The following is a 26,385-nucleotide window of genomic DNA, read 5'->3' on the forward strand; positions in this document are numbered from 1 at the left end:
GGCTGGGCCGACAATGACCTCACGCATCCTCGTGGTCGACGACGACACCGCCCTGGCGGAGATGATCGGCATCGTGCTGCGCACGGAGGGATTCGAGGTGCTGTTCTGTGCCGACGGGGCACGTGCAGTCGACGAATGGCGCTCCTCACGGCCCGACCTGGTGCTGCTCGATCTGATGCTGCCGGGGATGGACGGCATCGAGATATGCACGCGTGTGCGCGCGGAATCCGGTGTGCCGATCATCATGCTCACCGCACGCAGCGACACCGCTGACGTGGTGAGGGGCCTCGAGGTCGGCGCCGACGACTACATGGTCAAGCCGTTCAACCCGAAGGAACTGGTCGCCCGCATCCGCACGCGACTGCGTCCCACCCCGCAGACCACGGCAGACGTGCTGCGCGTCGGCGATCTCACCATCGACGTCGACGCGCACGAGGTGCGTCGTGGCAGCACCCCGATCGCATTGACCCCGCTGGAGTTCCAGCTGCTGGTCGCGCTCGCATCCAAGCCGCAGCAGGTCTTCTCACGCGAGATGCTGCTCGAGCAGGTGTGGGGCTACCACTACAAGGCCGACACCCGACTGGTGAACGTGCATGTGCAGCGGCTGCGCGCGAAGGTGGAGCTCGATCCGGACAACCCGAAGATCGTGATGACGGTGCGTGGAGTCGGCTACCGCGCCGGGAGCGTCAGCCAGGGGTGATCGCGACGAACGCGACACGCGTCAGCACCTCGACGAGGCGACTGCCGGGACGATGGGCGGACAGGATCGCCGCCGTCTGGCGCCGATCGATGCACTTCCGCACGATCGCGGTGACATTGCTGCTCACGTCTCTCGCCATCTTCATCACATGCGTGACCATGGCGCTCGTCATCCGCAGCGACCTTTTCGAGTCCCGTAAGGACGAAGCCCTTCAGAACGCCAGAAGCGCCGTCGCGCAGATCCAGAAGCGCCTGGACTCGAGCGAGGTGGGCGAGGATCGCACCAGGATGGCCGCGCTGTGGCGTGAGGTGCAGGGGGAACTGGGCAGGGCGGCGTCGTCGTCTCGCTTCATGGTGCTGCTGACCAGGATCGACGGCGACGGGTACGCGCCCAACGGCTTCGTCAACAGACTCACCGCAGAGCAGCTCAGCGACGATCTGCAGACCAGGGTGAGAGAGGTGCCGGGCAGCCAGGCGTGGCAGTCCATCCCGCTTCCGGCGACCGGCGGCGAGACAGCTGGCATCGTGGTCGGTCAGCAGCTGACCGTGCCGGATGCGGGTGTCTACGAGGTTTACATCGCCTACGATCTCGCGGACGCCGACGAGACCCTGATGTTCGTGCAGCGCACGCTGTGGCTGGCGGGGATCGCGCTGGTGACCATCGTCGCGGCGATCTCGTGGCTGGTGCTCAGGTCGGTCTCGGCGCCGATCATCGAGGCGGCCGAGACGAGTTCGCGGCTCGCAGCCGGCGATCTGGAGGTGCGCCTGCCTGTGCACGGCGAGGATGAGCTCGCCGCTCTCGGACGTTCCTTCAACGCCATGGCGGACAGCATCCAGCAGCAGATCAAGGAGCTCGCCGAGCTCTCGCTCGTGCAGCAGCGGTTCGTCTCGGACGTGTCTCACGAGCTGCGCACGCCGCTGACGACCATCAGCCTCGCAGCCGAGATGATCAACGATCAGAAGCACGAGTTCGACCCGACAACGGCGCGAACGGTCGAACTGCTGCACACGCAGGTGCGGCGCTTCGAGACTCTGCTGGCCGACCTGCTCGAGATCAGCCGCTACGACGCGGGATCCGTGCAGCTCGAAGTCGAGGCCACCAGCCTCGCACAGCTCGCCGAGGAGATCGTCGAGCAGATGAGCCCACTGGCCGCGGTGCACGGCACCGAACTGCGACTGGTCGCCCCCGGCGGCTATTCGCCGGTGGACATGGATCCCCGTCGCGTGCGCCGGGTGCTGCGAAACCTCGTCGGCAACGCGATCGAGCATGGCGAGGGACGGCCGATCGTGGTCACCGTCGACAGCGATCAGCGAGCGGTCGCGGTCGGCGTGCGCGATTTCGGCCTGGGGATGCGGCCGGAGGAGGCCGAGCGCGTGTTCGACCGTTTCTGGCGCGCGGATCCGTCGCGCAAACGCACGATCGGTGGCACGGGGCTGGGACTGTCGATCGCCTTGGGCGACGCCAAGCTGCACGGTGGCTCGTTGGAGGTGTGGTCGGAGCTCGGCATGGGCACGAACTTCGTACTCACCATCCCGCGCGGGCCCGGAGGGCTCGCCGGCCCCAGCCCGGTGCCGGTGCAGCCCCAGGAATCGCTCGCCGATCTCGGCAGCGTCACAGAGCCCATCGTGCTGCGGCCGCCGGCATCCGATCGGGAGGATTCATGAGGATGCGAAGGTCATGGGCGCTGCTGCTGACAGGAGCGCTGGCTCTCGTGCTCGCCGGCTGCACGGGCCTGCCGACGACAGGACCCGTGAACGCCGGCCTGCCCATCGGCGAGGAGGAGGAGATCGCCGACCCCACACCCATCGCCCAGGGCCCGATGCCGGGCGCGGACCCCGAGGACATCGTCGGCGGATTCCTCGAGGCCTCCGTGACGCCGGCGGGCGACTGGGAGACGGCGCAGGAGTTCCTCACCGATGAGTTCGCGGACGAGTGGGAGCCGCAGGCAGGCGTCGCGATCGACGAGTCGGTGTCGTCCAGGCTGTTCGACGTCGATGTCGACCCCGAGGACGAGACGGCCACGGAGACGATGGTGGGAGTGCAGCTGCAGCAGGTCGCCAGCGTCGACACGGCGGGCGCGTACACCGCGTCCACCGGCACCTCCAAACGAGCCTTCCGGCTCGTGCGCCCCGAGGGCGGTGAATGGCGGATCGCGGAAGCGCCTCCCGGCATCGTGCTCGACGCGGCGAGTCTCGAGCAGGTGTACCGCCGCTACAACCTCCAGTACTTCGATCAGAGCTGGAGCCACCTCGTACCCGACGTGCGGTGGTTCCCGCGACGACCCTCGATGGCGACGACGATCACGCGTGCGCTGATCTCGGGCGAGCCGAGCGAATGGCTCGCGCCAGCCGTACGGACGGCGTTCGCGGAGGAGATCGCGCTTGCCGGTGACGCCGTACCTGTGGACTCCTCGCAGGTCGCAGCCGTCTCGCTGAACCGCGCCGCGCTCTCGGCGACGCCCGTGGCACTGGCCCGCATGCGCACGCAGCTCGAGGCCAGCCTGTCAGGACTGGGAGTGAGCGAGGTGCGCTTCACCGTAGACGGCACGCCGCTGGAGGCCGACACGGTCTCGTTCCCGCAGCCGGCGATCGACGGTCTGCTGGTGCTCGGCCAGGAGAGCTTCGGCATGGCGGTCGGCGACGAGCTGAAGCCCATCCCGGCCCTCACGGCGCAGATCGCGAAGATCCAGGAGCCGATCGCGGCGATCGACGTCGCGCTGGACGGCTCGATGGCCGCGGTGCAGATGGCGGCCGGCGCCGTCTTCGCGGTTCGCGACGGCGCGACCGATCGTCTCGATGCCAGAGCCGGTCTGATCGCGCCGTCGCTCGACGCATTCGGGTTCACCTGGACGGTGCCCCGAGGCGACCCGTCCGCCGTCGAGGCGTGGGACGGTGAGGTGGTCCGCCACCCGGTCGCGCAGGCGTGGCCGGAGGCGTCGTCGATCAGCCATCTGCGACTGTCGTCGGACGGAGCCCGCGTCGCGGCCGTCGTGACGGCGGGCAGCCAGCGTCACCTCGTCGTCGCCGCGGTCGTGCGCGGGGAGGGCGGTGTGCCGGAACGGCTCGGCGACGTGCGGGAGGTCATGCGCCTGAACGACCCTGCGCAGGGGCTCGCCTGGATGGGAACGGACTCCGTGGTGCTGCTGTCCAACGCCAGCGACCCCGTGCTGATCACCCATGTCATCGGCGGCCCTGCGACCTTCTCCACCGCCCCGGCCGGCGCGAAGTCGCTGTCAGGTGGCAAGAACAACGCCGCCATCCGCGTCTTGACCTCCGATGGCGTGGTCTACGCGCAGCGCGGCTCGTCCTGGCAGGAGTCGGTGGTGGGAGCGCGGGTGCTCGGCACCCGCGCCGGCTACTGACCTCGTCGCCGTGCACAGCCATCCGCGCGGCGCCGGTTCTGCACACCGCGTGTGATCACGACACTGCGCGGCGTGCGCGGAGGCGCATGATCGTCGGATGCTGACGACGATCGGTCATGACATGCTCGCCTTCCTGCTGGCGGCGACCTGCCCAGGGTGCGAGATGCCGGGGGTGTTGCTGTGCGAGGACTGCCTCGATCAGCTCGCCCCGGAACCCTGCCTGCGGACGACTCCCGGCGGGCTGGTGGTGCACGCGGCGCTGCCGTTTCAGGGTGTCGCCGCGCGCTGCATCCGGCGTCTGAAGGAGGAAGGGGCGACGATGCTGGCGCGCCCGCTGGGGCGGACGATGCGTAGCGCTCTTGTGGAGTCGGGCTCCGAGGGGCGGCTGATCGTGCCGGTGCCGACAAGCCGTGCCGCCTTCCGACGGCGCGGCTATCGCGTGCCGGAGCTGCTGGTGCGGCGCGCCGGGTTCCGTGCAGTGCCGATGCTGCGCACGGCACGGCGCACGGGCGATCAGCGTGCTCTGGGGAGAGCCGAGAGGGCGCGGAACGCGGCGGGGAGCATGCGCGTCGCGGCGAACGCCGTGCCGGCGCTCTCCGCCGCCTCATCGCGCGGCGTCGAAGTGGTGCTGGTGGACGACGTCGTCACCACGGGAGCGACCCTCGACGAGGCGGCGCGGGCGCTGCGGGAGTCCGGCGCGAAGGCGGTGAGGGCGGTGTGCCTGGCGCAGACTCCGCGCCGCGGCGACACGAGTGAGACATCTGGTGAACGGATAGTGACAGGAGCCGCTCCGGCGACTACGGTAGGGGTTCACAAGGCGACCACGGTCCGCCCTTGGCCGGGAGGACCGGGACAAGGAGGCAGTGATGGAAACGAGCATCGTCGGCGTCGGAGTGGGGATCTCTGATCGGTTCCGCACAGTTGTCGAAGAGAAGACCGCACGAATCCAGACGCTCGCACCGAAGGCGCAGCGCCTTGATATCAAGGTCACCCATCGTGCTTATCGCAACGGGCGCGTACCCGATGAGACCGTCGAGCTGACCCTTCTCGGCAAGGGCCCCCTCGTGCGCGCCGAGGCGGAGGATGCCGATAAGTTCACGGCCCTGGACCTCGCTCTCGACAAGCTCGCGGAGCAGCTTCGTCGCGCTAAGGAGAAGAGGATCGATGGGCGTCATCATCCCCGCGGCGCGCATTTCGAGAAAGAGAGCGGGGCGCTCGCGGGAATCGACGTGCAGCCGGCGTCGGCCGACGTGCTCCACGCCGTCGCCACCGGTGCGATTCCGGTGCAGCAGGAAGAGGACGAGAAGTACTCGCCTGTCGTGATCCGGACGAAGAACTTCGACGCGGAGTGGATGACCGTCGAAGAGGCGGTGGACCGCATGGAGCTCGTCGGCCACGACTTCTTCCTGTTCGTCGATGCCCGCACCGACCACCCCAGCGTCGTCTACCGCCGCAAGGGCTGGGACTACGGCGTGATCTCGCTGACGACTCAGACTCCGCCCGCCGAGGAGGCCTTGGCTTCCTGATCGGGCGAAGAGAGGCGCCCTCCCTGACGGGAGGGCGCCTCTCTTCGTGCTGTCGCTCCGCGCAGCGATGTGATGAAAGCGATGGTGGGGATCAGTCGAAGATGCCGTCCAGGATGCTGCCGATCACGAGGCCGCCGAGCACTCCGCTCACGATGTCGCCGCCGCCTCCACCGCGACGTCCGCCGCCCCAGCCGCCTCCGCCGCCCCAGCCATCGCCGCCCCATCCCTGATCCTGGGGCCGGCTGGAGTCGATGTCACGCTGGGCGAGCTGCAGCGCCTCCGAGGCCAGCTGCGCGACTCGGCGTGCCGCCATCAGCGCCTGCTCTCGGGTCTCTTCTGCGGGAAGCAGCCTCGGCACGTCCACGCGCAGACGCTCCGCCTCGGCGAGGCGGGTGCGCGCGTCGGCGCCGATCCAGCCGCGGTGCCCGGCGATGAGGCCGCGTGCGACACCCAGCTGCCGGTCCGCATCGTCGAGCGAGTGCTGCACGTGCTCCAGCGAGGGGAGCGGATGCTGTGCACGGTAATGCGCCTTGTCGATCGCGTCGTCGAGCGCGCTGTTCGCAGAGCGCAGCCGGGTGAGCTCTGCGAACGGGTCGTTCGGTGAACCCGCCGGAGCGAGGGAGCGCAGTTCGGCTTCGAGTTCTGCCGCGGCCGAGGTGACTTCGGGCGTCTGCGGAGCGTTGCGCGCGGCGATGATGTCACCGCGGGAGTCTGCGATGACATCGGCCAGCGTGGATTCGGCCCTCAGCGCCTCGATCTCGAAGTCCTCCACCGCATCCAGGATGGCGGCGGCACGGCGCACCGCCTCCGTGGCGGTCTCGAGGGCGAGGTTGGCCTCTTCGTTCTGCTTGGCCTCACGACGGCGGACGGAGACGTCGGCACCGTGCGTCGCGAACGCGATGAGCTGGTCGGCTTCCTCGGCCGCCGATGCGATCCGGTGCATGGCGGACTCCGCGTAGCGCGAGGAAAGCCGTTCGATCGTGGCGCGCGCGTGGGGGATGCGGGCGCCGAGTGCTTCGGCATCCGCGCGCACCTGCGCGACGATCTCGGGTGCGCGACGCACCTTCGCGATGGTCTCCGCGAGAACGCCGGTCTTCTCGTCGAGCAGGCTCTCCGCCCATTCACAGAGCTGGATGATGCGCGCGTTGCGGGTACGCAGCTCCTCGAGCGTGTCGGGGATCTCGTCGTGGTTCAGCTGATGCAGCTGGAACGCTTCGCGCAAGTGCGTGCGCACCGCGTCGAGTGCCGCCTTGAGGTCGGCCGTCAGCGATTCGCCGAGCTCCGCCTGGGCGAAGACCAGTTCATCGGAGGTCGTGCGAATGCGCTCGTCCGCCGCGACCAGCGACTGCTCCGCCCGCCGAGCGAGATCAGCATCCTGCGCCGCGAGCGCTTCCTGTTCACGTCTACGTCTGCCCCAGAAACCGGCCATACTCCGATCCTACGGTCGCCGAGCCGCTGGGCGCGCGGCATCCGGTGCGCCTTCGGCGAACGATCAGCCGGCCGCCGGCGCCACCCCGGACGCAGCCGCCATGGCCGCCCGCGTCCGGGGTGGCCGGCCGCGCCGGGGCTTCTCCGTGTTTATGCGCAGCCCCACGGCCTGCGGGGAATGCTCGCGCAGCCGCGATACCACGTGCTCGAGCCAGCGGACCTCGGCATCGGCCCGGAACACGAGAGAGTCGGCGACCAACTGACGCGCCAGTGCCTCACCCGGCGACGGCGACCGTCCGTCGAGGCTTGTCTCCCGCTCATCGGCGGCTGCCGCTGTCAGCGCCTCAAGTCGCGCCACGGATGCTGAGTGCTGTCGCTGCAGGATCGTCGCGGCGTCGACTCCGGGAAGCGTCGCAGCCAGAGCGAGCTTCATCGTCAACTCGTCTCGGGTGCCTGGCGCGGGGGTGACCGGGGCGTCCAGCCAGTCCCGCACCTCCCGGCGACCGGCATCCGTGATGCGGTAGTACACGTGCCCCTGCACGTCGACGTCGCCCTTCGCGACCATTCCGTCGCGCTCCAGGCGCTCCAGGGTGTTGTAGATCTGACCCACGTTCAGCGGCCACGTGGACCCTGTGCGCCGGTCGAACTCGGTGCGTAGCTGGTAGCCGTAGCAGGGTCCCTGATCGAGGATGGCCAGCAGGCTGTGGCGGACGGACATCGTGCTCCGATCATTCCGGGTATTGCATTTCCCGGTATATGGGTATCGGTAAACCCGGCAGCGCGCAATCACCACCCCGGCGTGTCCGTTCGCGCTCAGCGTGGCGAGCGTGCCCGTATGGTCAGCGTCCGCAGGTCACGGGCCGGTAACATGGCACGGTATGCCCGGCGCTGAACATCGTCGGCACCCGAGTATCCAAGGGAGACATCCGTGGCGAATCCTCTCGAGAAGCTGCTGCGCGCAGGCGAAGGACGCATCCTGCGCCGGCTGAGGCAGGTCGTGAAGGCCGTGAACGCGCTGGAAGAGGACTTCGAGAAGCTCACCGACGACGAGCTGCGGAATGAGACGGCCGAGCTGCGGGCACGCTTCGAGAAGGGCGAGACCCTCGATCAGCTGATGCCGGAGGCGTTCGCCGCCGTGCGCGAAGCCGCCCGCCGCACCCTGGGCATGCGCGCTTATGACGTGCAGATCATGGGCGGTGCGGCCCTGCACTTCGGCAACATCGCCGAGATGAAGACCGGTGAGGGGAAGACGCTTGTCGCCGTCTTCCCGTCGTATCTCAACGCGATCGCCGGCAAGGGCGTGCACATCATCACGGTGAACGACTTCCTCGCGAGCTATCAGTCCGAGCTCATGGGGCGTGTGCATCGCGCGCTGGGCATGACGACGGGCACGATCGTCTCGGGCCAGACACCCGAGGTGCGACGGCAGCAGTACGCGGCCGACATCACCTACGGCACCAACAACGAGTTCGGCTTCGACTACCTGCGCGACAACATGGCCTGGCGCAAGGAGGATCTCGTCCAGCGCGAGCACTTCTTCGCCATCGTCGACGAGGTCGACTCGATCCTCATCGATGAGGCCCGCACGCCGCTGATCATCTCGGGTCCCTCCTCGGGGGAGGCCAACCGGTGGTTCACCGAGTTCGCCAAGATCGCGCGCACTCTCGAGGCCGGTGAGGATTACGAGGTCGACGAGAAGAAGCGCACCGTCGGCGTTCTCGAGCCCGGCATCGAGAAGGTCGAGGACTACCTCGGCATCGACAACCTGTATGAGTCTGCGAACACACCGCTGATCTCGTTCCTGAACAACTCGATCAAGGCTCTGGCACTCTTCAAACGCGACACCGACTACGTCGTGATGAACGACGAGGTCATGATCGTCGACGAGCACACCGGACGCATCCTCGTCGGCCGCCGGTACAACGAGGGCATCCACCAGGCCATCGAGGCCAAGGAGGGCGTGCCGGTCAAGGCCGAGAACCAGACGCTCGCGACCGTCACCCTGCAGAACTACTTCCGTCTCTACGAGAAGCTCGCAGGTATGACGGGCACCGCCGAGACCGAGGCGGCCGAGTTCATGTCGACGTACAACCTCGGTGTGGTGCCGATCCCGACGAACAAGCCCATGATCCGCAAGGATCAGCCCGATCTCGTCTACAAGAACGAGCAGGCGAAGTTCGCCCAGGTGGTCGAGGACATCGTCGAGCGGCACGCGGAGGGTCAGCCCGTGCTCGTCGGCACGGTCAGCGTCGAGAAGAGCGAGTACCTCTCCCGCCTGCTCGCGAAGAAGGGCGTCAAGCACGAGGTCCTGAACGCCAAGAACCACGCCCGAGAGGCCGAGATCGTCGCACGCGCCGGGAAGCTCGGCGCGGTCACGGTCGCCACCAATATGGCCGGCCGCGGTACGGACATCATGCTCGGCGGCAACGCCGAGTTCCTCGCTGTACAGGAGCTCAAGTCGAAGGGGCTCGACCCCGAGGAGACTCCGGAGGAGTACGAGGCAGCCTGGGACGAGACCTACGAGGCGATGAAGAAGCAGGTCGCCGAGGAGGGCGAGCAGGTCGCCGCCGCGGGAGGTCTCTACGTGCTCGGTACGGAGCGCCACGAGTCGCGCCGCATCGACAACCAGCTCCGCGGTCGGTCCGGCCGTCAGGGGGACCCGGGCGAGAGCCGCTTCTACCTGAGCCTCACCGACGACCTCATGCGGTTGTTCCAGTCGGGTGCGGCCGAGGCGATCCTCGCCCGCACCAACTTCCCGGACGACGTGCCGATCGAGTCCGGACTCGTCAGCCGCGCCATCCGCAGCGCACAGGCGCAGGTCGAGGCGCGCAACGCGGAGATGCGCAAGAACGTGCTCAAGTACGACGACGTGCTCAACCGCCAGCGTGAGGCCATCTACGCCGATCGCCGTCACATCCTGCACGGCGACGACATCGCCGGCCGGGTGCGGCACTTCATCGAGGACGCGATCGGCGGGATCGTCGACGACCACACCGCCGAGGGCCATGCGGAGAGCTGGGACTTCGACGCTCTGTGGACGGAGTTGAAGACGCTCTACCCCGTGGGCGTGACCATCGACGAGGTGGTCTCGGAAGCGGGCGACCGCAAGGGCGGCATCAGCGCCGAAGGACTCAAGCGCGAGCTGCTCTCGGACGCTCTGATCGCCTATGAGAAGCGCGAGGAGTCGCTCGGCGAGGCGGCGACGCGCGAGCTCGAGCGCCGGGTCGTGCTGCAGGTGCTGGACCGTCGCTGGCGCGACCACCTCTACGAGATGGACTACCTCAAGGACGGCATCGGTCTTCGCGCCATGGCGCAGCGCGACCCGCTCATCGAGTACCAGCGCGAGGGGTACTCGATGTTCCAGTCGATGATGGGCCAGATCAAGGAGGAGTCGGTCGGGTATCTGTACAACCTCGAGGTCGAGGTGCGGCGCGCTGGTGCCGACCAGACCGAGGTCGAGGCGAAGGGGCTCGTCGACGCACAGCCCGAACAGAAGCTCGAATACTCGGCGCCGAACGACTCCGGCGATGTCGAGGTGCGCAACGAGCGCGGTCAGGTGCAGCAGGCGGCCACCACGAGGATGCGGCAGGCGGCGGAGCCCGCTGAGCAGGCACGCGGCGCCTTCGGACAGAAGACCGACGCCCCCGAGCAGCCGGCGGGCAATCGCGAGCAGCGCAGGGCGCAGAACAAGAAGAAGCGCTGACCTATCGGACTGGAAGAAGCCCGGATCCCCATGGGGATCCGGGCTTCTTCCAGTGTCGGCGGGGTGTCAGGGAGCGGAGTCGTCCCGGACACCCTCGTCCGCCTGTCAGACCGAGGCGATGGTGATCTCGTCCGACGGCGAGAACACCGCCTTGTCCTTCGTCACTCGGTCCTGGATCCACTTCGCCACGAACAGGGCCGCGACCATCAGATACGCCACGGTGAACATGACCTGAGGATCACCCAGTCCCTGGCTCAGGTCGGCGAGACGCGGCACCGGGGCGTGGATCACGCCGAAGAACGACACGACGGCGGCGATCACGCCCACGATCGCGCCGCTCACGGAGCGGTTGCGGATGGCGAACACCGCGATCATGCCCCACAGCAGCGACGACAGCGGCGCGCCGTTGCCGAGGTGGCTGATGCCGGTGTAATACGTGCCCGCCGCATTGAGCGCATCGGCACCCACCTCGCCGGCGTTTGTCCCCACGGATTTGAGCACGTTGTTCACGAGGCTGTTCGCCCAGCTCGCGATCCAGGGGAACAGCGCGACGAACACGACGGGCATCTCCACCTTCGGCGTCTCGCGCACCGCCTGCCCGGCCGTGACGACCCCGATGTAGATCAGGATCGGGGCGATGGCGGCCAGCGGAACGATGGACAGCAGGACGGCGCTGAGGCCGAACAGCCCCATGAGGAACATCGTGATGCCGTTGAGCATCGTGTATCCGACGCCCGCGCCCATCTCCTTGTACGCCGTGTGGCCGATGTAGACAGTCACCGGATACGGGTTGCCCATCAGAGCGCCGATCATGGTCGCAGAGCCGTTCACGAGCATGACCGGGCGCGCCTTGTAGGAGTCACCCGCCGCCTCGGCCGCCTCGATGTTCTCCAGGTCGAACACGTAGTTCGCCAGCGCGAGCGGAACGGCTGACGCCAAGTAGGGCGCCGAGTGTCCCAGGCCCTCGATGAAGGTGCCGACCGCCACCTGCGGCGGGTTGAAGCCAGCGTTCGCCAGCGCTGACTGCACCGCTTCAGGGCTCTGGAGCCCGAAGGCCCACGCCGCCGCGCTGCCGACCAGCAGCAGAAGCAGACCGGTGGGAACCTTGCCCAGGAACGGCACGCGACCGAACCAGTTCATGAACACCAGGACCAGCACGATGAATGCGACCACCGGGAACTGGAAGCTCTGCAGCATGGGGTTCATCGCCAGCAGCAGCAGTCCGAGACCCGCCAGGCACGCGAGCAGCACCGAGCGCGGCACGGTTCGACGGAGAACGTCGCCGAAGAAGGACCCGACGAACAGCATCAGGCCTTCCAGGAAGCCCCAGACCAGGCCCACTCCGACCGCCAGCTCGGCGTTCTGCGTGGTGGAGTACACAGGCAGGATGACCAGGAACGTGACGGTGAAGATCGACGGCGCGCTGGGACCCGAAGGCAGCGCCACCACGTCGTCGCGGCCCTCCTTCGCGGCGAGGCGACGGGCGAACCATACGTACATCGATGAGGTGATCAGGATCGCGAGGCCGAAGGCCGGGGCGATCCGGCCCACCACGATCTCGGAGGGCAGGCCCGCCAGGGTCAGCAGCGCCGTGAAGGTGATGATGTTGGTGAGGTTGTTGGTGAACAGCGCGAAGAATGCGGCGATGTCACCCTTCTTCCACCACTTCAGCTGGGTGCCCGTGGTGGCGGGCGCGACGGCGGTCACGGCTTCACCACGTCCGCGAGGGCGCGAAGCGCCTGCTGGAAGGCCTCTACCGGCGGGTGCGTGATGCCCGCACCGATCATGCCGATCCCCGGATCCTTGTGCGCGATGGCGGTGTTGATGATCGGCAGGATGCCGGTCTCCATGACCTTGCGCACGTCGATGCCGCTGGGCACACCCATGAAATCGAGCGCGGGGATGGTGATGTTCGGATTGTTGCCTGTCGTGATGGCGTTCATCGTGCGCGAGTATCCCATGGCCTCGTCGACCGTCCCGCCCACGAGCGCGACGATCGCGGGAGCCGCCGCCATGGCGAACCCGCCGATGCCGAACGTCTCGGTGATGGCCGAGTCGCCCATGTCGAGACCTGAGTCCTCTGGGGTGTACCCGGCGAACATGGGGCCGACGACCTGCTGAGCCGGTCCCGTGAACCACTGACCGCCCGTGCCTGACACGCGGATTCCGAAGTCGACGCCGTTGCGGGCCATGGTCGTCACGATGGTCGAGTTCTCGATGCCGTTCGCGGCGTCCATCGACGCCTTCGCCGCGACCATCCAGGTCGGACCCGAGAAGTAGTCGGAGGAGGCGACGAAGTCGAAGACCTGCCGCTTCTCCTTCGTGGTGAAGTCGGTCTCGAGGATGTACGGAGCGAGCGCCTGGATGAGCAGGGTCGTGCCGGCCACGTTGCGGTTGTGCGCCTCGTCACCCATGTGCAGGGCCTGGGACAGCATGAGGCGGAGGTCGAGGCCCTCCTCGTTCAGCGCCATCGCACCGGCGAGGACAGGACCGAACACGTCGCGCATCCAGTTCAGTCGGTCGATGACCGACTGGTCGTTGGCGCCGAAGCGCAGGATCTTCGACAGCTGCTCCGAGAGGTTGGTGAACGCGGTGTTGCCGTGCGTGCGGTTGGTCACCTTGTGCACCCACATGCTCGCGCTCGTGACTCCGGCCATCGAGCCGACGGACTGGTGCTCGTGGCAGGGCGAGAATGTGATCTCGCCGGACGCTGCAAGCTCGAAAGCCTCGTCGAGGTCCGCGGCCAGGCCCTCGAAGACGAGTGCACCGGTCACGGCACCCTTCATCGGACCCGACATCCGGGTGAATTCGATGGGCGGTCCGGCATGCAGGATCGTCTTCTTCGTCATGCCGGGAATCGTGTCGATCGCCTGCCCGAATCCCTCCAGGAACGGCTGAGACGACAGGATGCGCTCGAGCGCGACCTGGTTGGCCTCATCGATCTTCGACGCCGTCACCGGGTCCTCGAGCACGCTCAACGCGGCGATGACCTCGGGGTCGCCGCCTCCCGGCGGGGTCCAGTCCATGAGGACAGGGTCGACTCCCTGCCTCCTCAGATCATCGGCGAACATGTCGAGGCCGAGGTTCACCGGCCTCAGGTCGGTGGAGAACAGTTCGTTGACGCTCATCAGTTGTCACCCTTCGCGACGAATTCGCGGGCAAGCAGCCCGAGGTTGGTGGAGGAGGAGGCGATGGTCACGCCGGCGGCCTCGAGCTTGGCCACCTGGTCCGCCAGGGCAGGTGTGTCGAGGTCGGTGCCGAGGACGTAGCCGAGGATCTCGAGGTGCTGACCACGCGCAGCGGCCTTGGCCTTGGCCTCGGTGATCGCAGGGATGGTGACGCCCACCGGGTCCTCGTGCGCGCCGTAGCCGAGCACGAAGTCCATGGCGATGACGCCGACCTCGGGGTCGTCGGCCTCCTCGACGATGCGCTGCAGGCGCAGAGACGGGTCGATCATGGGGTGCGGGCGGCCGTTGGTGAAGTCGTCGTCACCCATGTCGAGATAGGTGTGCTCGCGCGAAGCATCCGTCGCGCCGATCTTGCGATCCTCATCCTTCTGGATGTTCGAGTAGACGTTCTCGTACTTGTCCAGCGCCGCGAACATCGCCTCATCGCACAGCGTGCCGCCGCAGAACAGACCGCGGACGTACTTCTGCTCCGGGGCGAGCTTGGCGCGCACCTCTTCGATCAACGGGATGTTGAGCGGGTGCTTGTCGAGGGTCGACTCGTCGATGCCGGAGGCGACGACGGCGGCGATCGCGAGCGGCTTGGTGCCCTGCACCATCGTCACGTTCTCGTATCCCGACTCGGTCCGGTCCGACCCCAGGAAGGTGACCAGAACGGGCTTGGAGGCGGCACCGGCGACGGCGAGCACCTTCTCGGCGACCTCTTCCGCCGGGGGCTTCGAGACGATGGCGATGACCTTCGTCTCGGGATCCGCGTCGAGTGCGTTGATGCCGTCGATCATCGAGATACCGCCGATCTCGGTGCTGAGATCGCGGCCACCGGTGCCGATGAGCTGCGACACACCGCCGCCGAAGTCGTGGATGCGCACGGACAGCTCCTGGCTTCCGGTGCCCGAGGCGCCGACGATGCCGATGCTGCCCCGTCGCACGGCGTTGGAGAATGCCAGCCCCACGCCGTTGATGATGGCGGTGCCGCAATCGGGCCCCATGACCAGCAGGCCCTTCTCGTGAGCGAGCTGCTTCAGCGAGAGCTCTTCTTCCACGGGCACGTTGTCGGAGAAGATCATGACGTGCTTGCCTGCGTTCAGAGCCTTGCGCGCCTCCCGCGCGGCGAAGGCGCCGTTCACCGAGATGAGGACGAGGTTGCTGTCCGCCACCTCTGCGAAGGCACCGTCGAGAGTGCGATAGCGCACTTCCGCGGCTCCAGTGGCGGATCTGTCCTTGCGGGCCAGGATGTCGTCGACGGCCTGGACGGCCGCTTCGATGGCCTCGTCGGAGGCGTCGATGACGATCATCAGGTCGCTGGGCTTCGCCTCATCGATGGCGGCGTCCTGAACGCCGACGCCGTGGAGCACCTCCTTGTTCATCGGGGTGGCCATGCCCAGCAGCGCCTGCGTGACGCCCTCGACCGCATTCGCCTTGGTGCTCATCGACATGAGCGAGACGGAGTCGAGATAGGTGTTCTTCCTGATTTCGATGTGCCTGGTCATCGGTGTCCTTTCGGGGAGGTTTAGGCCTGGTGGCTCTCGAGGATGCGGGCGATCTCGTCGTAGCCGCGCTGACGGGCGAGCTCTGCGGGCGACACGCCCCACGGATCCGGCATCCCCGGCTTCGCGCCGTGAGCCAGCAGGAGTTCGACGATCTGCTGGCGCACGGGGCCGCCGTCGCCGAGGATGATCGTCTCGATGAGCGCCGTCCAGCCGAGGTTGTTGGTCAGGTTGACGTTGATGCGGGTGTTCTCGAGGAGGTACCGCACCACCTCGAGGTGCCCCTTCTCGGCCGCGGGGGTGAGGCCGTTGCCGCCCATGCGGGTGAGGCGCTTGAGATCGGAACCCGCTTCGATCATCGTCTTCACGAGATCGAGATCGTCGTTGATACAGCCGTACAGGAACGGGTTCGAACAGGTCTGATCTTGCGCGTCGATGTCGACGCCTTCGGCGATCAGCGCGCGCACGACCTCGAGGTGCCCGCCGCGGGCAGCGCGGAGGATAGCCGTGGCCTCCTCGTGGTCGATGGCGTCCTTGTCGGCTCCGTCGGAGAGGGCTGCGCGCACACCGTCGAGATCGCCGGCGGCCGCCGCCTCGAGGTAGCGGAAATCAGCGGTGTTGTCTGTCATCAGGTGTTCTCCTTCTTGGGTGAGCGCGTCACAGGGTGTGGCCGGTGTACCGGCGGGGTCAGGGGAGGGACTTGCGGTCGGCGTGGGGCGGATGCCGTCGCCCGGACTCTCGCCTCGAGCTCGAGCGCGAGTCGCATGCCGGTGAGCATGTCAGCACCCGAGCTGTGGCCTATCGCCAGGGTCCTTCCCGCCGCGTCACGGAGCGCGTCGGCATCGAGCGCCGACACGGCGCGGGCGAGGTCGTGCATGCGCTGGCGACCACGCCCCTCCAGAGCGGAGGACGTGGTGGCGAGGCTCAGCGCGGTCGTGTGCGAAGCGCGGGAGCGGACCGAGGCCGCCAGCGACGGGACGACCCGGTTCAGCGCCATGCCCCGTTGAGCGGCGACGAAGGCGAAGCCGGTGATCACATCATCGCCGGAGGGGGTGAGGCCTTCGCCCAGCCCGATGAGCCGGTCCATCGACGCGGGGATGCCATCGATGCCGACACGGAACACGTCGAGGATCGCCTCCCTCAGACCGTCCACTCCCGCCGTGAGCAGCGCTGCACTGGCTCGTCCGAACGGCGTCTGCGGTGCGGTCTCACGGTAGGGAGCGAGCAGGTCGAGCGCCCAGACCAGGTCGGCCGGTTCGAGGTGACCGAGATCAGCCTGGTACGGCGTCCACGCGATCCCCCCGGTAAGGCGGATCAGCACTTCGCCGTCGGCCGTGGCGAGGCGAATGCCGTCCGGCTCGGCATGGGCGGCCGCTCCGGGCCTGAGGTCCAGGCGAGACCAGTCGGCGGGGGAGAGGCGGATGCTCCAAGGGGCGTCGTCCAGCTCAGCGCTGACGACGGCGATGAGCCGGTCGACGAGAAGCACGTTCACCGCACGTCGGTGCACCGAGTAGACCGAGCCGGTCGAGGTGGTCGCCGAAGGGCGGCCTGTCGCGCGTGAGAGCGTCTCCTCAAGCGCGGCATCCCAGGTCATCGCCGAAAAGGCGACGGGGGCTGCGACGGGGGTCATCGTCTTCTCTCCAAGGCTGCGCGCGGGTTCGTGCGCCCAGCCTTCGTTCCTGTCTTCTACGGTATACCATTGCCATTAATGGCATACCATTCACAAATATGGCATACCAGTGATTCATCACCGCCGATAAGGGAGAACTCATGCGCGTCGTAGTGGCACTCGGGGGCAATGCCCTCGCCCGTCGTGGCGAGCCGATGACCGCCGAATACCTGCGAGCCAACGTCAGGTCCACCTGCGAAGCCCTCGCCAACCTCGCCCGCGACAACGAGCTGGTCATCACGCACGGCAACGGGCCCCAGGTCGGCCTGCTGGCTCTGCAGAACCTCGCGTACCAGGACGTCGCCGCATACCCGCTCGACATCCTGGGCGCCGAGACGCAGGGCATGATCGGCTACGTCGTGCAGCAGGAGCTGTCGAACGCACTCGGCGGTGAGCGCGAGGTGGCCGGCATCATCACAACCACCGTCGTCGATGAGAGCGACCCGGCCTTCGACCGCCCGACCAAGCTCATCGGCCCGCAGTACTCGGCACATGACGCGGCCGAAGCGGCAGCCGAGTACCGCTGGACGATCGCGAAGGACGGCAACGCCTTCCGCCGCGTCGTCCCGTCGCCCAACCCGATCGCGATCGTCCAAGCCCCGCTCATCCGCCGGCTGCTCGAATCCGGCAGTCTCGCGGTGTGCGTCGGCGGCGGCGGAGTGCCCGTGCGCGAGGACTCGAAGGGGCGCCACATCGGCGTGCAGGCGGTGGTCGACAAGGATCTCGCCAGCGCTGCGCTGGCAGCCGACATCGGCGCCGACACGCTGATCATGCTGACCGACGGCGACTATGTCAGCGAGAACTGGGGCACGCCCGAGCAGCGCGACATCCACACGGCCTCCGCGGATGCGGTCGCCGCCATGAAGTTCGCGGAGGGCTCGATGCAGCCGAAGATCGATGCGGCGATCCGCGTCGCCCGCGCCGGCGGACGTACCCTGATCGGCCCCCTCGACCGGTTGGACGACCTGCTCGCGCGCAGGATAGGCACGGAGATCGTCCCGAGCCTGGAGGAGGGGATCCGCTGGGTGCAGAAGGCACCGGCCAAGAAGGGCTGAACCGTCCTGCGTTGACATGCGAGGATGATGCGGTGACCATAGCAGAAGAGCGCGTGCTTGAGTCGACCAGGGTGGCCGAGTGGTTGCGCGACGCGATCGTGGACGGAAACAGGCAGCCCGGCAGCAGGCTGATCGAGAGGGATCTGGCGGCGGAGTTCGGGGTCAGCCGCGTCCCGGTGCGCGACGCGCTCAAGCTGCTCGAGGCCGAGGGCCTGGTCGAGCTGCGTCCTCGCACGTGGGCGATCGTCCGCGAGTTCACCCCCACCGACCTGGCCGACCTCGACGAGGTCAGGCAGGTTCTCGAGCCGATGGCATTCCGCCTCGCAGCAGAACGCCATCGGCGTGACGGCCTCGAACGGCTCCGCGCCGCGCTGGACGATGAGCAGGAGAGCGCACGCACGGCCGACAGTGTCGTATCCCGGCGCGCTGCGGCCGATTTCCACGAGATCGTCGTCGAGCTGGCCGATAACCGTCTGCTCGGAGAGCTGATGAGCAGTATCCGCAGCCGGCTGCGATGGGCGCTGGCGCAGCATGACGACCTGCAGCACATCGCTGAGGAGCACGTCGCCCTGTACGAGGCCATCCGCGACCGCGATGGCGAGCGTGCCAGTGACCTGGCCTTCGCTCACATCGAGAGCAGCCGTCGCGAGCGCCTGGCCCATGCGGAGGCGCTGCGCACCGGCGCGATCCGCGCCGTGAGGACGATCTGACACGAAGCGGCCGGCGGTATTGTTGGCAGATGACCCGCCGAACACTGGACCAGTCTTCCAAGCTCAAGAACGTTCTCTATGAGATCCGGGGCAAGGCACTGGTCGAGGCGGCGCGTCTGGAGTCCGAAGGTCACCAGATCCTCAAGCTGAACACCGGGAACCCCGCCACCTTCGGCTTCGAGGCTCCCCATCAGATCGTGCACGACATGCTCGCCGCGCTGCCGACGGCGCACGGCTACAGCGACAGCAAGGGAGTGATCTCGGCCCGCCGTGCGGTGGTCAGTCGTTACGAGCAGATAGACGACTTCCCGCGCTTCGATCCCGATGACGTGTATCTGGGCAACGGCGTCTCCGAGCTGATCACGATGGTCATGCAGGCGCTGCTCGATCAGGGCGACGAAGTGCTGATCCCCGCTCCTGATTATCCGCTCTGGACGGCGATGACCTCCCTGGCCGGAGGCACCCCGGTTCACTATCTCTGCGACGAGCAGAACGGCTGGCAGCCGGATCTCGAGGACATCCGCTCGAAGATCACCCCGCAGACCAAAGCGCTCGTCATCATCAACCCGAACAACCCGACCGGTGCGGTCTACTCCCGTGACGTCCTGCAGGGGCTCGTCCAGATCGCGCGGGAGCACGAGCTCCTGCTGCTCTCAGACGAGATCTACGACCGCATCCTCTTCGACGACGCTGAGCACATTCCCACCGCGACGCTCGCGCCTGACCTGCTCTGCCTGACGTTCAACGGACTGTCGAAGACGTACCGGGTCGCGGGGTACCGTTCCGGCTGGCTCGTGATCACGGGACCCAGGTCCCACGCCCGCGGATTCCTCGAGGGCATAACCCTGCTCGCGTCCACGCGCCTCTGCCCGAACGTCCCCGCACAGCACGCGGTCCAGGCGGCGCTCTCCGGTGTCCAGACCATCGACGCGCTCGTGGCGCCTACCGGGCGGCTGCACGAGCAGCGCGATATCGCGTGGCAGGGGCTGGAGGCGATCCCGGGCGTGAGCTGCGTGCAGCCGAAGGGGGCGCTGTACGCCTTCCCGCGGCTCGACCCCGAGGTGCACGAGATCCGTGACGACGAGAAGCTGGTCTACGACCTGCTCGTGGCCGAGAAGATCCTGCTCGTCCAGGGCACCGGGTTCAACTGGGCGACGCCCGACCACCTGCGGGTCGTGACGCTGCCGGAGGCGCGCGTGCTCAGCGAAGCCGTCGAGCGGCTCGGGAACTTCCTCGCGAGCTATCGGCAGTGACCACGGTGCGCGCGCCGAGGCCGGATGCCACGCGGCGCACCGCAGAGACTAGCTGAGACCGGGGAGCGACATCGGCCACGGGCCTGGCGTGCAGCGCCGCCGCATCGGCCCCCCGCTGGTCGTACGGCAGGAAGGCGATGTCCTCGATCCCGGCGAACCGGTCGAGGGTGCGTCTCACCTGTCCGCGAGCGTCTATGCCGAGCGGGCCGGGGCGTACCCGGTTCGCGACGACCGTGAGCGGTGTCTGACCGATGAGGTTTCGCAGTTCCGCATGCCCGCGCAGGAATCTGCTAACACCGAGTGGATCCGCCGAAAGCACCGCGACCACGGCGTCCGCCTCGAGCAGAGCGGATGCCGTCGCGGCGTGACGAGCGGGTGAACCGGGGTCCAGGGGGTCATCGTCCGCCTCGAAGTCGGCCGCGACGTCGACGACGGTCTCGTCGACCCAGTTGCGGCACACCGCGAGCGTACCGCGCACGCGCCGTGCTGTCAGCTCCGGCCAGCGGGTGGGCCGGTTGAGACCTCCGAGCACCTCGATGGTGCCGCCGGATGTCTCGACGGCGCTCGCGAGGCGCGAGAGCTCGGCTGGATCGAGACTGCCCAGTTCAGCGCGACGGCACGCCGCAGCCAAGCCGGGGGACTCGTCGCCGAGCCCGAGCTGGAGGCTGATCGAGGGGGCGACACTGTCCGCGTCGACGAGCGCGGTCCGCCGCCCTGCCCTGGCGAGCTCGACGGCGAGCTGAACGGCGACAGTGGAGCGCCCCGGCGCTCCATGCGGGCCCCACACGGCGATCACTCGCGCGCGCTCCGAGCCCTTTGGGGATTCGGTGGCCGGGGTCGAGATCGCCGCCAAGATCCGCGCCGCCGGCGAGTCCGCTGGCAAGGCGTCGGGCAGGCCGAAGCGCGCCGAGACCCTCGTGTCCCCGGCGCCGACCGGGATCAGGCGGGCGCCTGCCCGATCACAGGCGCGGACCAGCTCAGCCGTGAGCGCCGCGCGGGTCGGCTCCACGAGCACCGCCGAGACGTTCTCTAGCGGCGCCCTGGCGAGGCCGGCCGGGTCGACGACGACGACCTGGACTCCCTCGAGTTCGAGGTCGGCCGCAAGCATGCCGGCCTCGGGTCCCCGCAGTGCGACGACGACGGAGGTCATCAGCCGCGTCCTGCCGGGATGACCGAGATCGCCGAACCGCCGCTGATCGCGGCGAGAACGTCCGCCACGTCGGCGCGGTCGATGACCACCTCGACGTCCGAGCTGCTCTGGCTCAGCATCCCCTCGGCCTCGGCGACCGTCGCAACCACGGCATCCGCGACGAGCACGCGCGGCTCGTCGAAGGTACGGCCGTCCTCGGCGAGCGGGGCGTGCCAGAGCTCCACCGACGTGCCCGACCGCACCTCGGCCGGGATCGCCGTGCTCGTCACCACGACGGTCGTGGTTCGGCCCTGTGACGCGTCGCCGACCGCGGATGCGGGCACGAGCTCACCCTCTGCCAGCGTGCGCATCGCGATGGAGCCGGGTTCCAGCTCCTGTGGAGCGAGGTACGTGTCCGTGAGACCCCCCAGCCCCACGTCGACGACCTGGAAGTCGCCGGAGTCGATCGTCTCACCCGGTACCACCGTGCGAGTCGCCTGCAGCAGGGGAGCGGTCTGCCTGGACGACGAGACGAGCAGCCACACGCCGGCGACGGAGGCGACCACCAGCACGATACCTATCAGGAACCGGACGTCGCCGAGCACCGCACGGCGACCACGAGAAGGCGTCATGCACACATCGTCACAGATCCGGGGATCGAGTCCGGAAAGTTATCCACAGGCGAGATTCGCAGGGGTATCCATGCAAGGCGCGGGGGAGAATGGCGTTATGCCCGACGCATCCGCTCCCGCTCCCCGCTTCCTCGCGCCTGCGCAGGTGGCGGAGCTGCTCAGCATCGAGGTCGACGAGGTGATCGATCTCGTGCAGCAGGGGCGGTTGCGTGGTTCGCGACTCGGTTCACCGCCGCGATGGCGCATCGAAGAGGCGAGTATCGCCGACTATCTCGCGGAGCAGTCGGAGGAGGCCAGGCGGATGGCGCTGTGGCGCCAGGCGAACGAGGCGAGCTTCCCCGAAGTCTGGGGCACCAGTCCGTACCACGGCAGCTGATACCGCGCATACTTCGCGGGTCAGCCGAGCAGATCCGCTGACCCGCTCGTCAGCCTCACCCAGAGCACTGCCGCGAACGGAATGATCCGGAATCCCTGCACCGTCCTCGCACGACGCTGCTCACCGGCATCGTGCAGCGCGAGGTCGAGATGATCCGCCCCGGCGCGGTCGACGGTGCCGTGCAGGGATGTTCCGGAACGCATGCCCAGCTGCACGGGGATGCGACGCCGGGCGAGGTCGCGCAGCACGAAGCCGAAGGTCATCCGCTCGCGCAGCGCCGGCGCGGACGTCTGCACGCGCAGGCTGGTCAGCATCGTCCCATGATCCACCGCGACCGATTCCACGGCGTCCAGCGGCACGATGCGCAGTCGCGGATCGCCTTCGGCGCACACGCCGAGCCAGTCGGCGCCGAGTGCCTCGGGCGTGACCTGCCACCGATCACCGGACAGCAGCTCCAGCACCACCGGCGCTGCGCCTTCAACAGTCGATCGCAGTCGCTCGTGCAGTGCGAGCTTCGCGATCCTCAGCCGCTCGCTCTCGGCGTCGAGGGCGACGCGCTGGGCCTCCCACTCGGCCGCCAGCTGGCCCTCGAGGTCATCGAAGAGGTGCTCCCATTCCACGTCAACGACAGTAGGGGAACGGTGTTCTCCGCGAGCGAGTTTTCCACAGATCTCGCTGTCGACCTCTGCCATTAAGCGGGTCCTGTTGTACTCTCGGAGAACTTCGACAGCGCAGGATTCAGAGACGAATCAGCCACGAACCGGGGGGATCGCGGGTATGACGACGACGGTGAACGAGTACTTCGCTCCGCAGGTGACACCGGCGTCACAGCTGCCCGATCCTGAGCCCCTGCTGCGGCGGCTCACCCAAGGGGCGCTCGAGGTGCTGGCGGGTGTTCGCGAGGTCGAGCAGCTGGCGCGCTGGTTCAGTGAGGACGCCTTCCGTGCTCTCGTGACCCGCGCGAACCTGTCGGCGAGGGCGCGCAGCGCGCGGGGAGTGGCGCCGGCACGTCCCACGTTCCAGATCCTGTCGATTCGTCAGTCCGTCCCGGCCGACAGCGTCATCGAGGCGGCGCTGGTGGTCGCAGGACCCGGCCGCACGCGTGCCGTCGCGATCCGGCTCGAAGGTCTCGACGGGCGCTGGCGGGCGAGTTCGCTCGCCATCCTCTGACACGATCGAAGGCGGTCGGTTACCGATCCGCTTGCTGAAGGGCGCTGGCGGACGCACGCTCTAGGCTGGGACGGTGTCAACGCTGAGTGATCTCATCCATGCCCAGGGCCGCCTGACCGACGCCGACGTCGAGTGGCTGCATCGTCTGGCGGGTGACGGCCAGCTTCTCGCGGATCTCGCCTCTGCCGACATCGTGATCTGGATCGAGACCGCCGACGGCTCGTTCATCGCGGTGACGCATTCACGACCGAGCGGAGCTGCGACCCTCTTCTATCGGGACATCGTGGGGGAGAAGGTGCGGCCCCAGTGGCGTACGCAGGTGCACGCGGCGTTCGAGTCCGCTGAGATCGTCGACTCCTCCTCGCCCGACTGGTTCGAGGAGACCCCAACGCGCGTGCGCGCCGTGCCGATCGTGCGCGAAGGCGACGAGCGCGTCGTGGTGGGCGTTCTCACCAGGCACACGAACCTGGGCGAGGCGCGCATGCCGTCGCGCCAGCAGATCAGCTTCGACGAGTGCGCCAACGACCTGTTCCGGATGATCGCGTCAGGCGAGTTCCCGGACCTCGCCGCTCCGACGGCGCCCCGCCGCGGCGCTCCCCGTGCGGCGGACGGCCTGATCCGGATCGACGTCGACGGCATCACGACCTTCGCGAGCCCGAACGCGCTGTCGGCATTCAACAGGATGGGCTTCGACGACGAGCTGGAAGGCGAGTCTCTCGCCGAGGTCACGAGCCGCATCGTGCCGCCCTCCCGCCAGGTGGACGAGACGCTGCCGGTCGTCGTGACAGGCCGTGCTCCGTGGCGGACCGACATCGAGGCGCGTGGCGTCACGGTCTCGCTGCGGGCCATCCCGCTGAAGGACCACGGCACCCGCATCGGCGCGATCGTGCTCTGCCGCGACGTCTCGGAGCTTCGCCACCAGGAGCAGGAGCTGATCACCAAGGACGCCACGATCCGCGAGATCCACCACCGCGTCAAGAACAACCTGCAGACGGTCGCCTCGCTGCTGCGCATCCAGGCGCGGCGCACGCACTCCGACGAGGCTCGCGATGCCCTCACTCAGGCGATGCGGCGTGTGGAGTCGATCGCGGTGGTCCACGACACCCTCGCGAGCGGTCTGGCGCAGACCGTGGACTTCGACGAGGTGTTCGATCGCGTGCTGAAGCTGGTCGCCGAGGTGGCGTCCGCGCCCAACACCCGTGCGCGCACCCAGCGGGAGGGGCGGTTCGGCGTGCTTCCCAGTGAGTACGCGACGCCGCTGGCACTCGCACTGACCGAGGTCGTGACGAACGCGGTCGAGCACGGGCTGGCGGGTCAGGAGGGCGTCGTCAGCATCGAGGCCTTCCGCACCGCCGAGAGCCTGCGCGTGATCGTCAGCGACACAGGTCACGGCCTGCCCGAAGGGCGCGTGGGACAGGGGCTCGGCACGCAGATCATCCGCACGCTGATCCAGGGCGAGCTCAGCGGCTCGATCGAATGGAAGGGCGCCGAGGGCGAGGGCACCGAGGTCGTGATCGAGATCCCGCTGCGGTGGATCAAGGCCTGACGCGCCCTCGACTCGCACAAGACGAAAGCCCCGCCGATGCGCGGCGGGGCTCGTCGATGCGTTCCGGGTTCAGCCGGCGCGACGTGCGCGGGCCGCACGGCGCTTGAGGGCGCGGCGCTCGTCCTCGGAGAGGCCACCCCAGACTCCCGAATCCTGTCCGGACTCCAGGGCGTACTGCAGGCAGATCTCGGTCACCGTGCAGGTGGCGCAGACGGCCTTCGCCTTCTCGATCTGGTCGACAGCCGGTCCTGTGTTGCCGACCGGGAAGAACAGCTCGGGGTCGACGGTCAGGCAGGCGGCTTTGTCGCGCCAATCCATAGGGGCTCCTCAGATAGGTGATTTTCGGTGGGGCGGCCGCGTCAGCAGCGCTCGAGATCAGGTGCGGGATCGGGATTCCGCTACCCTGGTGATGCGAGCAACAGCTCGCCCCACTCCGATGTGGGAGCACATGGCTTTGTCCATTCTGTAACATGCATTCCCTGAAATCAAGGGTTTTCGCGCATCCGATCCGAGGAGTTCCCGTGCGCCCGTCCGGTCCCGCCATCGCCGCGGCCGTCGTCCTGGCCGCCGAGGCGGCCGGCATCCTCGTCGTCACCGTGTTCGAGCTCTTCGCTCTCGGATCGGGAGACGCATCATCGACTCCCTCCGGTCTGGCACTGGTCGCACTGACTCTTCTCGGGGCCGTCGCGCTGGCGGCCTTCAGCTGGGGAACCCTTCGACGCGCCTCCTGGGCGCGTTCGGGCGCGATCGTCTTCCAGGTGCTGGGGATCGCGCTCGGACTGGCGTCTCTGAGCATCCGACCCGTGCCGTGGCTGTTCGCGCTCGGCGTCGGCGGCACGGCACTCGTCGGGGTCGTGCTGCTCATCGCCGCTGTGCGGCGCGACGGGGCAGACGATCCGCGGGTGCGAGGCAGCGAGGACTGAGGGAGCGCTCAGCCCGTTCGGAAACCGTAAGGGCTGCTCAGTCGATGCCGAGCGTCTTGCGAAGCCGCGCGACGTGACCGGTGGCCTTGACGTTGTACTGCGCGAGTGCGATGTCGCCCTGCTCGTCGATCACGAAGGTCGAGCGGATCACGCCTTCGATCACCTTGCCGTAGTTCATCTTCTCGCCCCACACGCCGTAGGCCGAGTGCACGGCGTGGTCCGGGTCGCTCAGCAGTTCGAAGCTGAGCGCATCGCGCTCTCGGAACTCGCGGAGCTTCGCGGGGGCGTCGCGCGAGACGCCGACGACGGTGTAGCCGGCGCCCTGCAGCGACGCGATGCTGTCGCGGAAGTCGCACGCCTGCGTCGTGCACCCGGGCGTCATCGCGGCCGGGTAGAAGTACAGGATCACCTTGCGTCCGCGCATCTCCGACAGGGAGACGCTTCTCTCATCCTGGTCGAGCAACGTGAAATCGGGGGCGGGGGTACCGGGTTCCAGGCGCACGTTCGTCACGGTCCAAGCCTACCGGTGCGC

At 68.1% G+C, this 26,385-nt stretch carries 26 protein-coding genes; 13 read left to right on the forward strand and 13 right to left on the reverse strand.

Annotated elements, in window-relative coordinates:
• The first annotated feature begins 13 nt into the window (after positions 1-13).
• Positions 14-700, forward strand: a complete 687-nt coding sequence (gene mtrA, locus RIN43_RS06395) for an MtrAB system response regulator MtrA (RefSeq protein WP_309128052.1) — start codon at positions 14-16, stop codon at positions 698-700.
• On the opposite strand, the gene RIN43_RS06400 is transcribed toward mtrA, so the two are convergent.
• Positions 687-827, reverse strand: a complete 141-nt coding sequence (locus RIN43_RS06400; RefSeq protein WP_309128130.1) for a hypothetical protein — start codon at positions 825-827, stop codon at positions 687-689. The two genes, mtrA and RIN43_RS06400, sit on opposite strands and share 14 nt — an antisense overlap.
• Here RIN43_RS06400 and mtrB point away from each other — a divergent pair.
• The 4 genes from mtrB to hpf all read left to right on the forward strand — a co-directional run bounded on the left by mtrB (position 790) and on the right by hpf (position 5,587).
• On the forward strand, positions 790-2,364 hold the full coding sequence (mtrB, locus tag RIN43_RS06405; RefSeq protein WP_375163719.1) for an MtrAB system histidine kinase MtrB: 1,575 nt from the start codon (positions 790-792) through the stop codon (positions 2,362-2,364). The two genes, RIN43_RS06400 and mtrB, sit on opposite strands and share 38 nt — an antisense overlap.
• A gap of 2 nt (positions 2,365-2,366) precedes the next feature.
• The gene (locus RIN43_RS06410) at positions 2,367-4,061 is read left to right on the forward strand and encodes an LpqB family beta-propeller domain-containing protein (RefSeq protein ID WP_309128053.1); all 1,695 of its coding nucleotides are present in this window, start codon (positions 2,367-2,369) and stop codon (positions 4,059-4,061) included.
• Between the two features lie 97 nt (positions 4,062-4,158).
• Positions 4,159-4,968, forward strand: a complete 810-nt coding sequence (locus RIN43_RS06415) for a phosphoribosyltransferase family protein (protein WP_309128054.1) — start codon at positions 4,159-4,161, stop codon at positions 4,966-4,968.
• A complete protein-coding gene (hpf, locus tag RIN43_RS06420) occupies positions 4,928-5,587 on the forward strand; it encodes a ribosome hibernation-promoting factor, HPF/YfiA family (protein ID WP_309128055.1) in 660 nt (219 codons plus the stop codon). Before RIN43_RS06415 ends, hpf begins: the two co-directional genes overlap by 41 nt.
• A 91-nt stretch (positions 5,588-5,678) precedes the next feature.
• Here hpf and RIN43_RS06425 read toward each other — a convergent pair whose 3' ends face one another.
• A complete protein-coding gene (locus tag RIN43_RS06425) occupies positions 5,679-7,016 on the reverse strand; it encodes a hypothetical protein (protein ID WP_309128056.1) in 1,338 nt (445 codons plus the stop codon).
• 63 nt (positions 7,017-7,079) lie between these two features.
• A complete protein-coding gene (locus tag RIN43_RS06430; RefSeq protein WP_309128057.1) occupies positions 7,080-7,733 on the reverse strand; it encodes a PadR family transcriptional regulator in 654 nt (217 codons plus the stop codon).
• A 210-nt stretch (positions 7,734-7,943) separates the two neighbouring features.
• On the opposite strand from RIN43_RS06430, the gene secA reads away from it, so the two are divergent.
• Positions 7,944-10,718, forward strand: a complete 2,775-nt coding sequence (gene secA, locus RIN43_RS06435; RefSeq protein WP_309128058.1) for a preprotein translocase subunit SecA — start codon at positions 7,944-7,946, stop codon at positions 10,716-10,718.
• Between the two features lie 105 nt (positions 10,719-10,823).
• On the opposite strand, the gene RIN43_RS06440 is transcribed toward secA, so the two are convergent.
• From RIN43_RS06440 to RIN43_RS06460, 5 genes are read right to left on the reverse strand one after another with little or no spacing between them, the layout of a single operon-like run.
• Entirely contained in the window at positions 10,824-12,425 is a 1,602-nt protein-coding gene (locus RIN43_RS06440) for a hypothetical protein (RefSeq protein ID WP_309128059.1), read from the reverse strand.
• Entirely contained in the window at positions 12,422-13,846 is a 1,425-nt protein-coding gene (locus tag RIN43_RS06445) for a DUF1116 domain-containing protein (RefSeq protein WP_309128060.1), read from the reverse strand. Before RIN43_RS06445 ends, RIN43_RS06440 begins: the two co-directional genes overlap by 4 nt.
• On the reverse strand, positions 13,846-15,393 hold the full coding sequence (fdrA, locus tag RIN43_RS06450) for an acyl-CoA synthetase FdrA (protein ID WP_309128061.1): 1,548 nt from the start codon (positions 15,391-15,393) through the stop codon (positions 13,846-13,848). The genes RIN43_RS06445 and fdrA overlap by 1 nt, the downstream gene beginning before the upstream one ends.
• A 20-nt stretch (positions 15,394-15,413) precedes the next feature.
• Entirely contained in the window at positions 15,414-16,019 is a 606-nt protein-coding gene (locus RIN43_RS06455) for an ankyrin repeat domain-containing protein (protein ID WP_309128062.1), read from the reverse strand.
• Entirely contained in the window at positions 16,019-17,020 is a 1,002-nt protein-coding gene (locus tag RIN43_RS06460; protein ID WP_309128063.1) for a DUF2877 domain-containing protein, read from the reverse strand. Before RIN43_RS06460 ends, RIN43_RS06455 begins: the two co-directional genes overlap by 1 nt.
• 140 nt (positions 17,021-17,160) lie before the next feature.
• On the opposite strand from RIN43_RS06460, the gene RIN43_RS06465 reads away from it, so the two are divergent.
• Genes RIN43_RS06465 through RIN43_RS06475 form a run of 3 tightly spaced genes read left to right on the forward strand, consistent with a single transcriptional unit; the run spans position 17,161 to position 20,077 of the window.
• Positions 17,161-18,114, forward strand: a complete 954-nt coding sequence (locus tag RIN43_RS06465) for a carbamate kinase (protein ID WP_309128064.1) — start codon at positions 17,161-17,163, stop codon at positions 18,112-18,114.
• A 32-nt stretch (positions 18,115-18,146) separates the two neighbouring features.
• Complete coding sequence (locus RIN43_RS06470; protein WP_309128065.1) at positions 18,147-18,824, forward strand: GntR family transcriptional regulator; 678 nt, start codon at positions 18,147-18,149, stop codon at positions 18,822-18,824.
• A gap of 29 nt (positions 18,825-18,853) precedes the next feature.
• The gene (locus RIN43_RS06475; protein ID WP_309128066.1) at positions 18,854-20,077 is read left to right on the forward strand and encodes a pyridoxal phosphate-dependent aminotransferase; all 1,224 of its coding nucleotides are present in this window, start codon (positions 18,854-18,856) and stop codon (positions 20,075-20,077) included.
• On the opposite strand, the gene RIN43_RS06480 is transcribed toward RIN43_RS06475, so the two are convergent.
• Both RIN43_RS06480 and RIN43_RS06485 read right to left on the reverse strand, forming a co-directional pair.
• Positions 20,025-21,227, reverse strand: a complete 1,203-nt coding sequence (locus RIN43_RS06480) for a P-loop NTPase (protein ID WP_309128067.1) — start codon at positions 21,225-21,227, stop codon at positions 20,025-20,027. The two genes, RIN43_RS06475 and RIN43_RS06480, sit on opposite strands and share 53 nt — an antisense overlap.
• Positions 21,227-21,838, reverse strand: coding sequence for a hypothetical protein (locus RIN43_RS06485; RefSeq protein ID WP_309128068.1), 612 nt, complete (start codon positions 21,836-21,838; stop codon positions 21,227-21,229). Before RIN43_RS06485 ends, RIN43_RS06480 begins: the two co-directional genes overlap by 1 nt.
• Positions 21,839-21,935: 97 nt before the next feature.
• Here RIN43_RS06485 and RIN43_RS06490 point away from each other — a divergent pair, with 97 nt between their 5' ends.
• Positions 21,936-22,214, forward strand: coding sequence for a helix-turn-helix domain-containing protein (locus tag RIN43_RS06490; protein ID WP_309128069.1), 279 nt, complete (start codon positions 21,936-21,938; stop codon positions 22,212-22,214).
• 20 nt (positions 22,215-22,234) lie between these two features.
• On the opposite strand, the gene RIN43_RS06495 is transcribed toward RIN43_RS06490, so the two are convergent.
• Positions 22,235-22,834, reverse strand: coding sequence for a hypothetical protein (locus tag RIN43_RS06495; RefSeq protein WP_309128070.1), 600 nt, complete (start codon positions 22,832-22,834; stop codon positions 22,235-22,237).
• 157 nt (positions 22,835-22,991) lie between these two features.
• On the opposite strand from RIN43_RS06495, the gene RIN43_RS06500 reads away from it, so the two are divergent.
• Complete coding sequence (locus RIN43_RS06500) at positions 22,992-23,384, forward strand: Rv3235 family protein (protein ID WP_309128071.1); 393 nt, start codon at positions 22,992-22,994, stop codon at positions 23,382-23,384.
• A gap of 73 nt (positions 23,385-23,457) precedes the next feature.
• Positions 23,458-24,930, forward strand: coding sequence for a histidine kinase N-terminal domain-containing protein (locus tag RIN43_RS06505; RefSeq protein WP_309128072.1), 1,473 nt, complete (start codon positions 23,458-23,460; stop codon positions 24,928-24,930).
• A 69-nt stretch (positions 24,931-24,999) separates the two neighbouring features.
• Here RIN43_RS06505 and RIN43_RS06510 read toward each other — a convergent pair whose 3' ends face one another.
• Positions 25,000-25,248: a WhiB family transcriptional regulator gene (locus RIN43_RS06510; protein WP_071641453.1), complete on the reverse strand. Its 249-nt coding sequence runs from the start codon at positions 25,246-25,248 to the stop codon at positions 25,000-25,002.
• Positions 25,249-25,451: 203 nt separating this feature from the next.
• On the opposite strand from RIN43_RS06510, the gene RIN43_RS06515 reads away from it, so the two are divergent.
• A complete protein-coding gene (locus RIN43_RS06515; protein ID WP_309128073.1) occupies positions 25,452-25,853 on the forward strand; it encodes a hypothetical protein in 402 nt (133 codons plus the stop codon).
• 37 nt (positions 25,854-25,890) lie between these two features.
• Here the strand turns inward: RIN43_RS06515 and bcp are convergent, their stop codons facing one another.
• Positions 25,891-26,364: a thioredoxin-dependent thiol peroxidase gene (gene bcp / locus RIN43_RS06520; RefSeq protein WP_309128074.1), complete on the reverse strand. Its 474-nt coding sequence runs from the start codon at positions 26,362-26,364 to the stop codon at positions 25,891-25,893.
• Positions 26,365-26,385: the final 21 nt, after the last annotated feature.

The sequence above is a fragment of the Microbacterium sp. genome (genome assembly GCF_031178445.1).
Classification (GTDB): domain Bacteria; phylum Actinomycetota; class Actinomycetes; order Actinomycetales; family Microbacteriaceae; genus Microbacterium.

What these genes read in the sequence shown, in the direction of transcription:
- RIN43_RS06485 (WP_309128068.1), bottom strand. Translation starts at nt 21,838, where the DNA reads ATGACGCCTTCTCGTGGTCGCCGTGCGGTGCTCGGCGACGTCCGGTTC.
- RIN43_RS06445 (WP_309128060.1), bottom strand. Translation starts at nt 13,846, where the DNA reads ATGAGCGTCAACGAACTGTTCTCCACCGACCTGAGGCCGGTGAACCTC.
- RIN43_RS06430 (WP_309128057.1), bottom strand. Translation starts at nt 7,733, where the DNA reads ATGTCCGTCCGCCACAGCCTGCTGGCCATCCTCGATCAGGGACCCTGC.
- RIN43_RS06490 (WP_309128069.1), top strand. Translation starts at nt 21,936, where the DNA reads ATGCCCGACGCATCCGCTCCCGCTCCCCGCTTCCTCGCGCCTGCGCAG.
- RIN43_RS06410 (WP_309128053.1), top strand. Translation starts at nt 2,367, where the DNA reads ATGCGAAGGTCATGGGCGCTGCTGCTGACAGGAGCGCTGGCTCTCGTG.
- mtrB (WP_375163719.1), top strand. Translation starts at nt 790, where the DNA reads ATGCACTTCCGCACGATCGCGGTGACATTGCTGCTCACGTCTCTCGCC.
- hpf (WP_309128055.1), top strand. Translation starts at nt 4,928, where the DNA reads ATGGAAACGAGCATCGTCGGCGTCGGAGTGGGGATCTCTGATCGGTTC.
- fdrA (WP_309128061.1), bottom strand. Translation starts at nt 15,393, where the DNA reads ATGACCAGGCACATCGAAATCAGGAAGAACACCTATCTCGACTCCGTC.
- RIN43_RS06425 (WP_309128056.1), bottom strand. Translation starts at nt 7,016, where the DNA reads ATGGCCGGTTTCTGGGGCAGACGTAGACGTGAACAGGAAGCGCTCGCG.
- RIN43_RS06500 (WP_309128071.1), top strand. Translation starts at nt 22,992, where the DNA reads ATGACGACGACGGTGAACGAGTACTTCGCTCCGCAGGTGACACCGGCG.
- RIN43_RS06455 (WP_309128062.1), bottom strand. Translation starts at nt 16,019, where the DNA reads ATGACAGACAACACCGCTGATTTCCGCTACCTCGAGGCGGCGGCCGCC.
- RIN43_RS06465 (WP_309128064.1), top strand. Translation starts at nt 17,161, where the DNA reads ATGCGCGTCGTAGTGGCACTCGGGGGCAATGCCCTCGCCCGTCGTGGC.
- RIN43_RS06480 (WP_309128067.1), bottom strand. Translation starts at nt 21,227, where the DNA reads ATGACCTCCGTCGTCGTCGCACTGCGGGGACCCGAGGCCGGCATGCTT.
- RIN43_RS06460 (WP_309128063.1), bottom strand. Translation starts at nt 17,020, where the DNA reads ATGACCCCCGTCGCAGCCCCCGTCGCCTTTTCGGCGATGACCTGGGAT.
- RIN43_RS06510 (WP_071641453.1), bottom strand. Translation starts at nt 25,248, where the DNA reads ATGGATTGGCGCGACAAAGCCGCCTGCCTGACCGTCGACCCCGAGCTG.
- RIN43_RS06475 (WP_309128066.1), top strand. Translation starts at nt 18,854, where the DNA reads ATGACCCGCCGAACACTGGACCAGTCTTCCAAGCTCAAGAACGTTCTC.
- RIN43_RS06415 (WP_309128054.1), top strand. Translation starts at nt 4,159, where the DNA reads ATGCTGACGACGATCGGTCATGACATGCTCGCCTTCCTGCTGGCGGCG.
- mtrA (WP_309128052.1), top strand. Translation starts at nt 14, where the DNA reads ATGACCTCACGCATCCTCGTGGTCGACGACGACACCGCCCTGGCGGAG.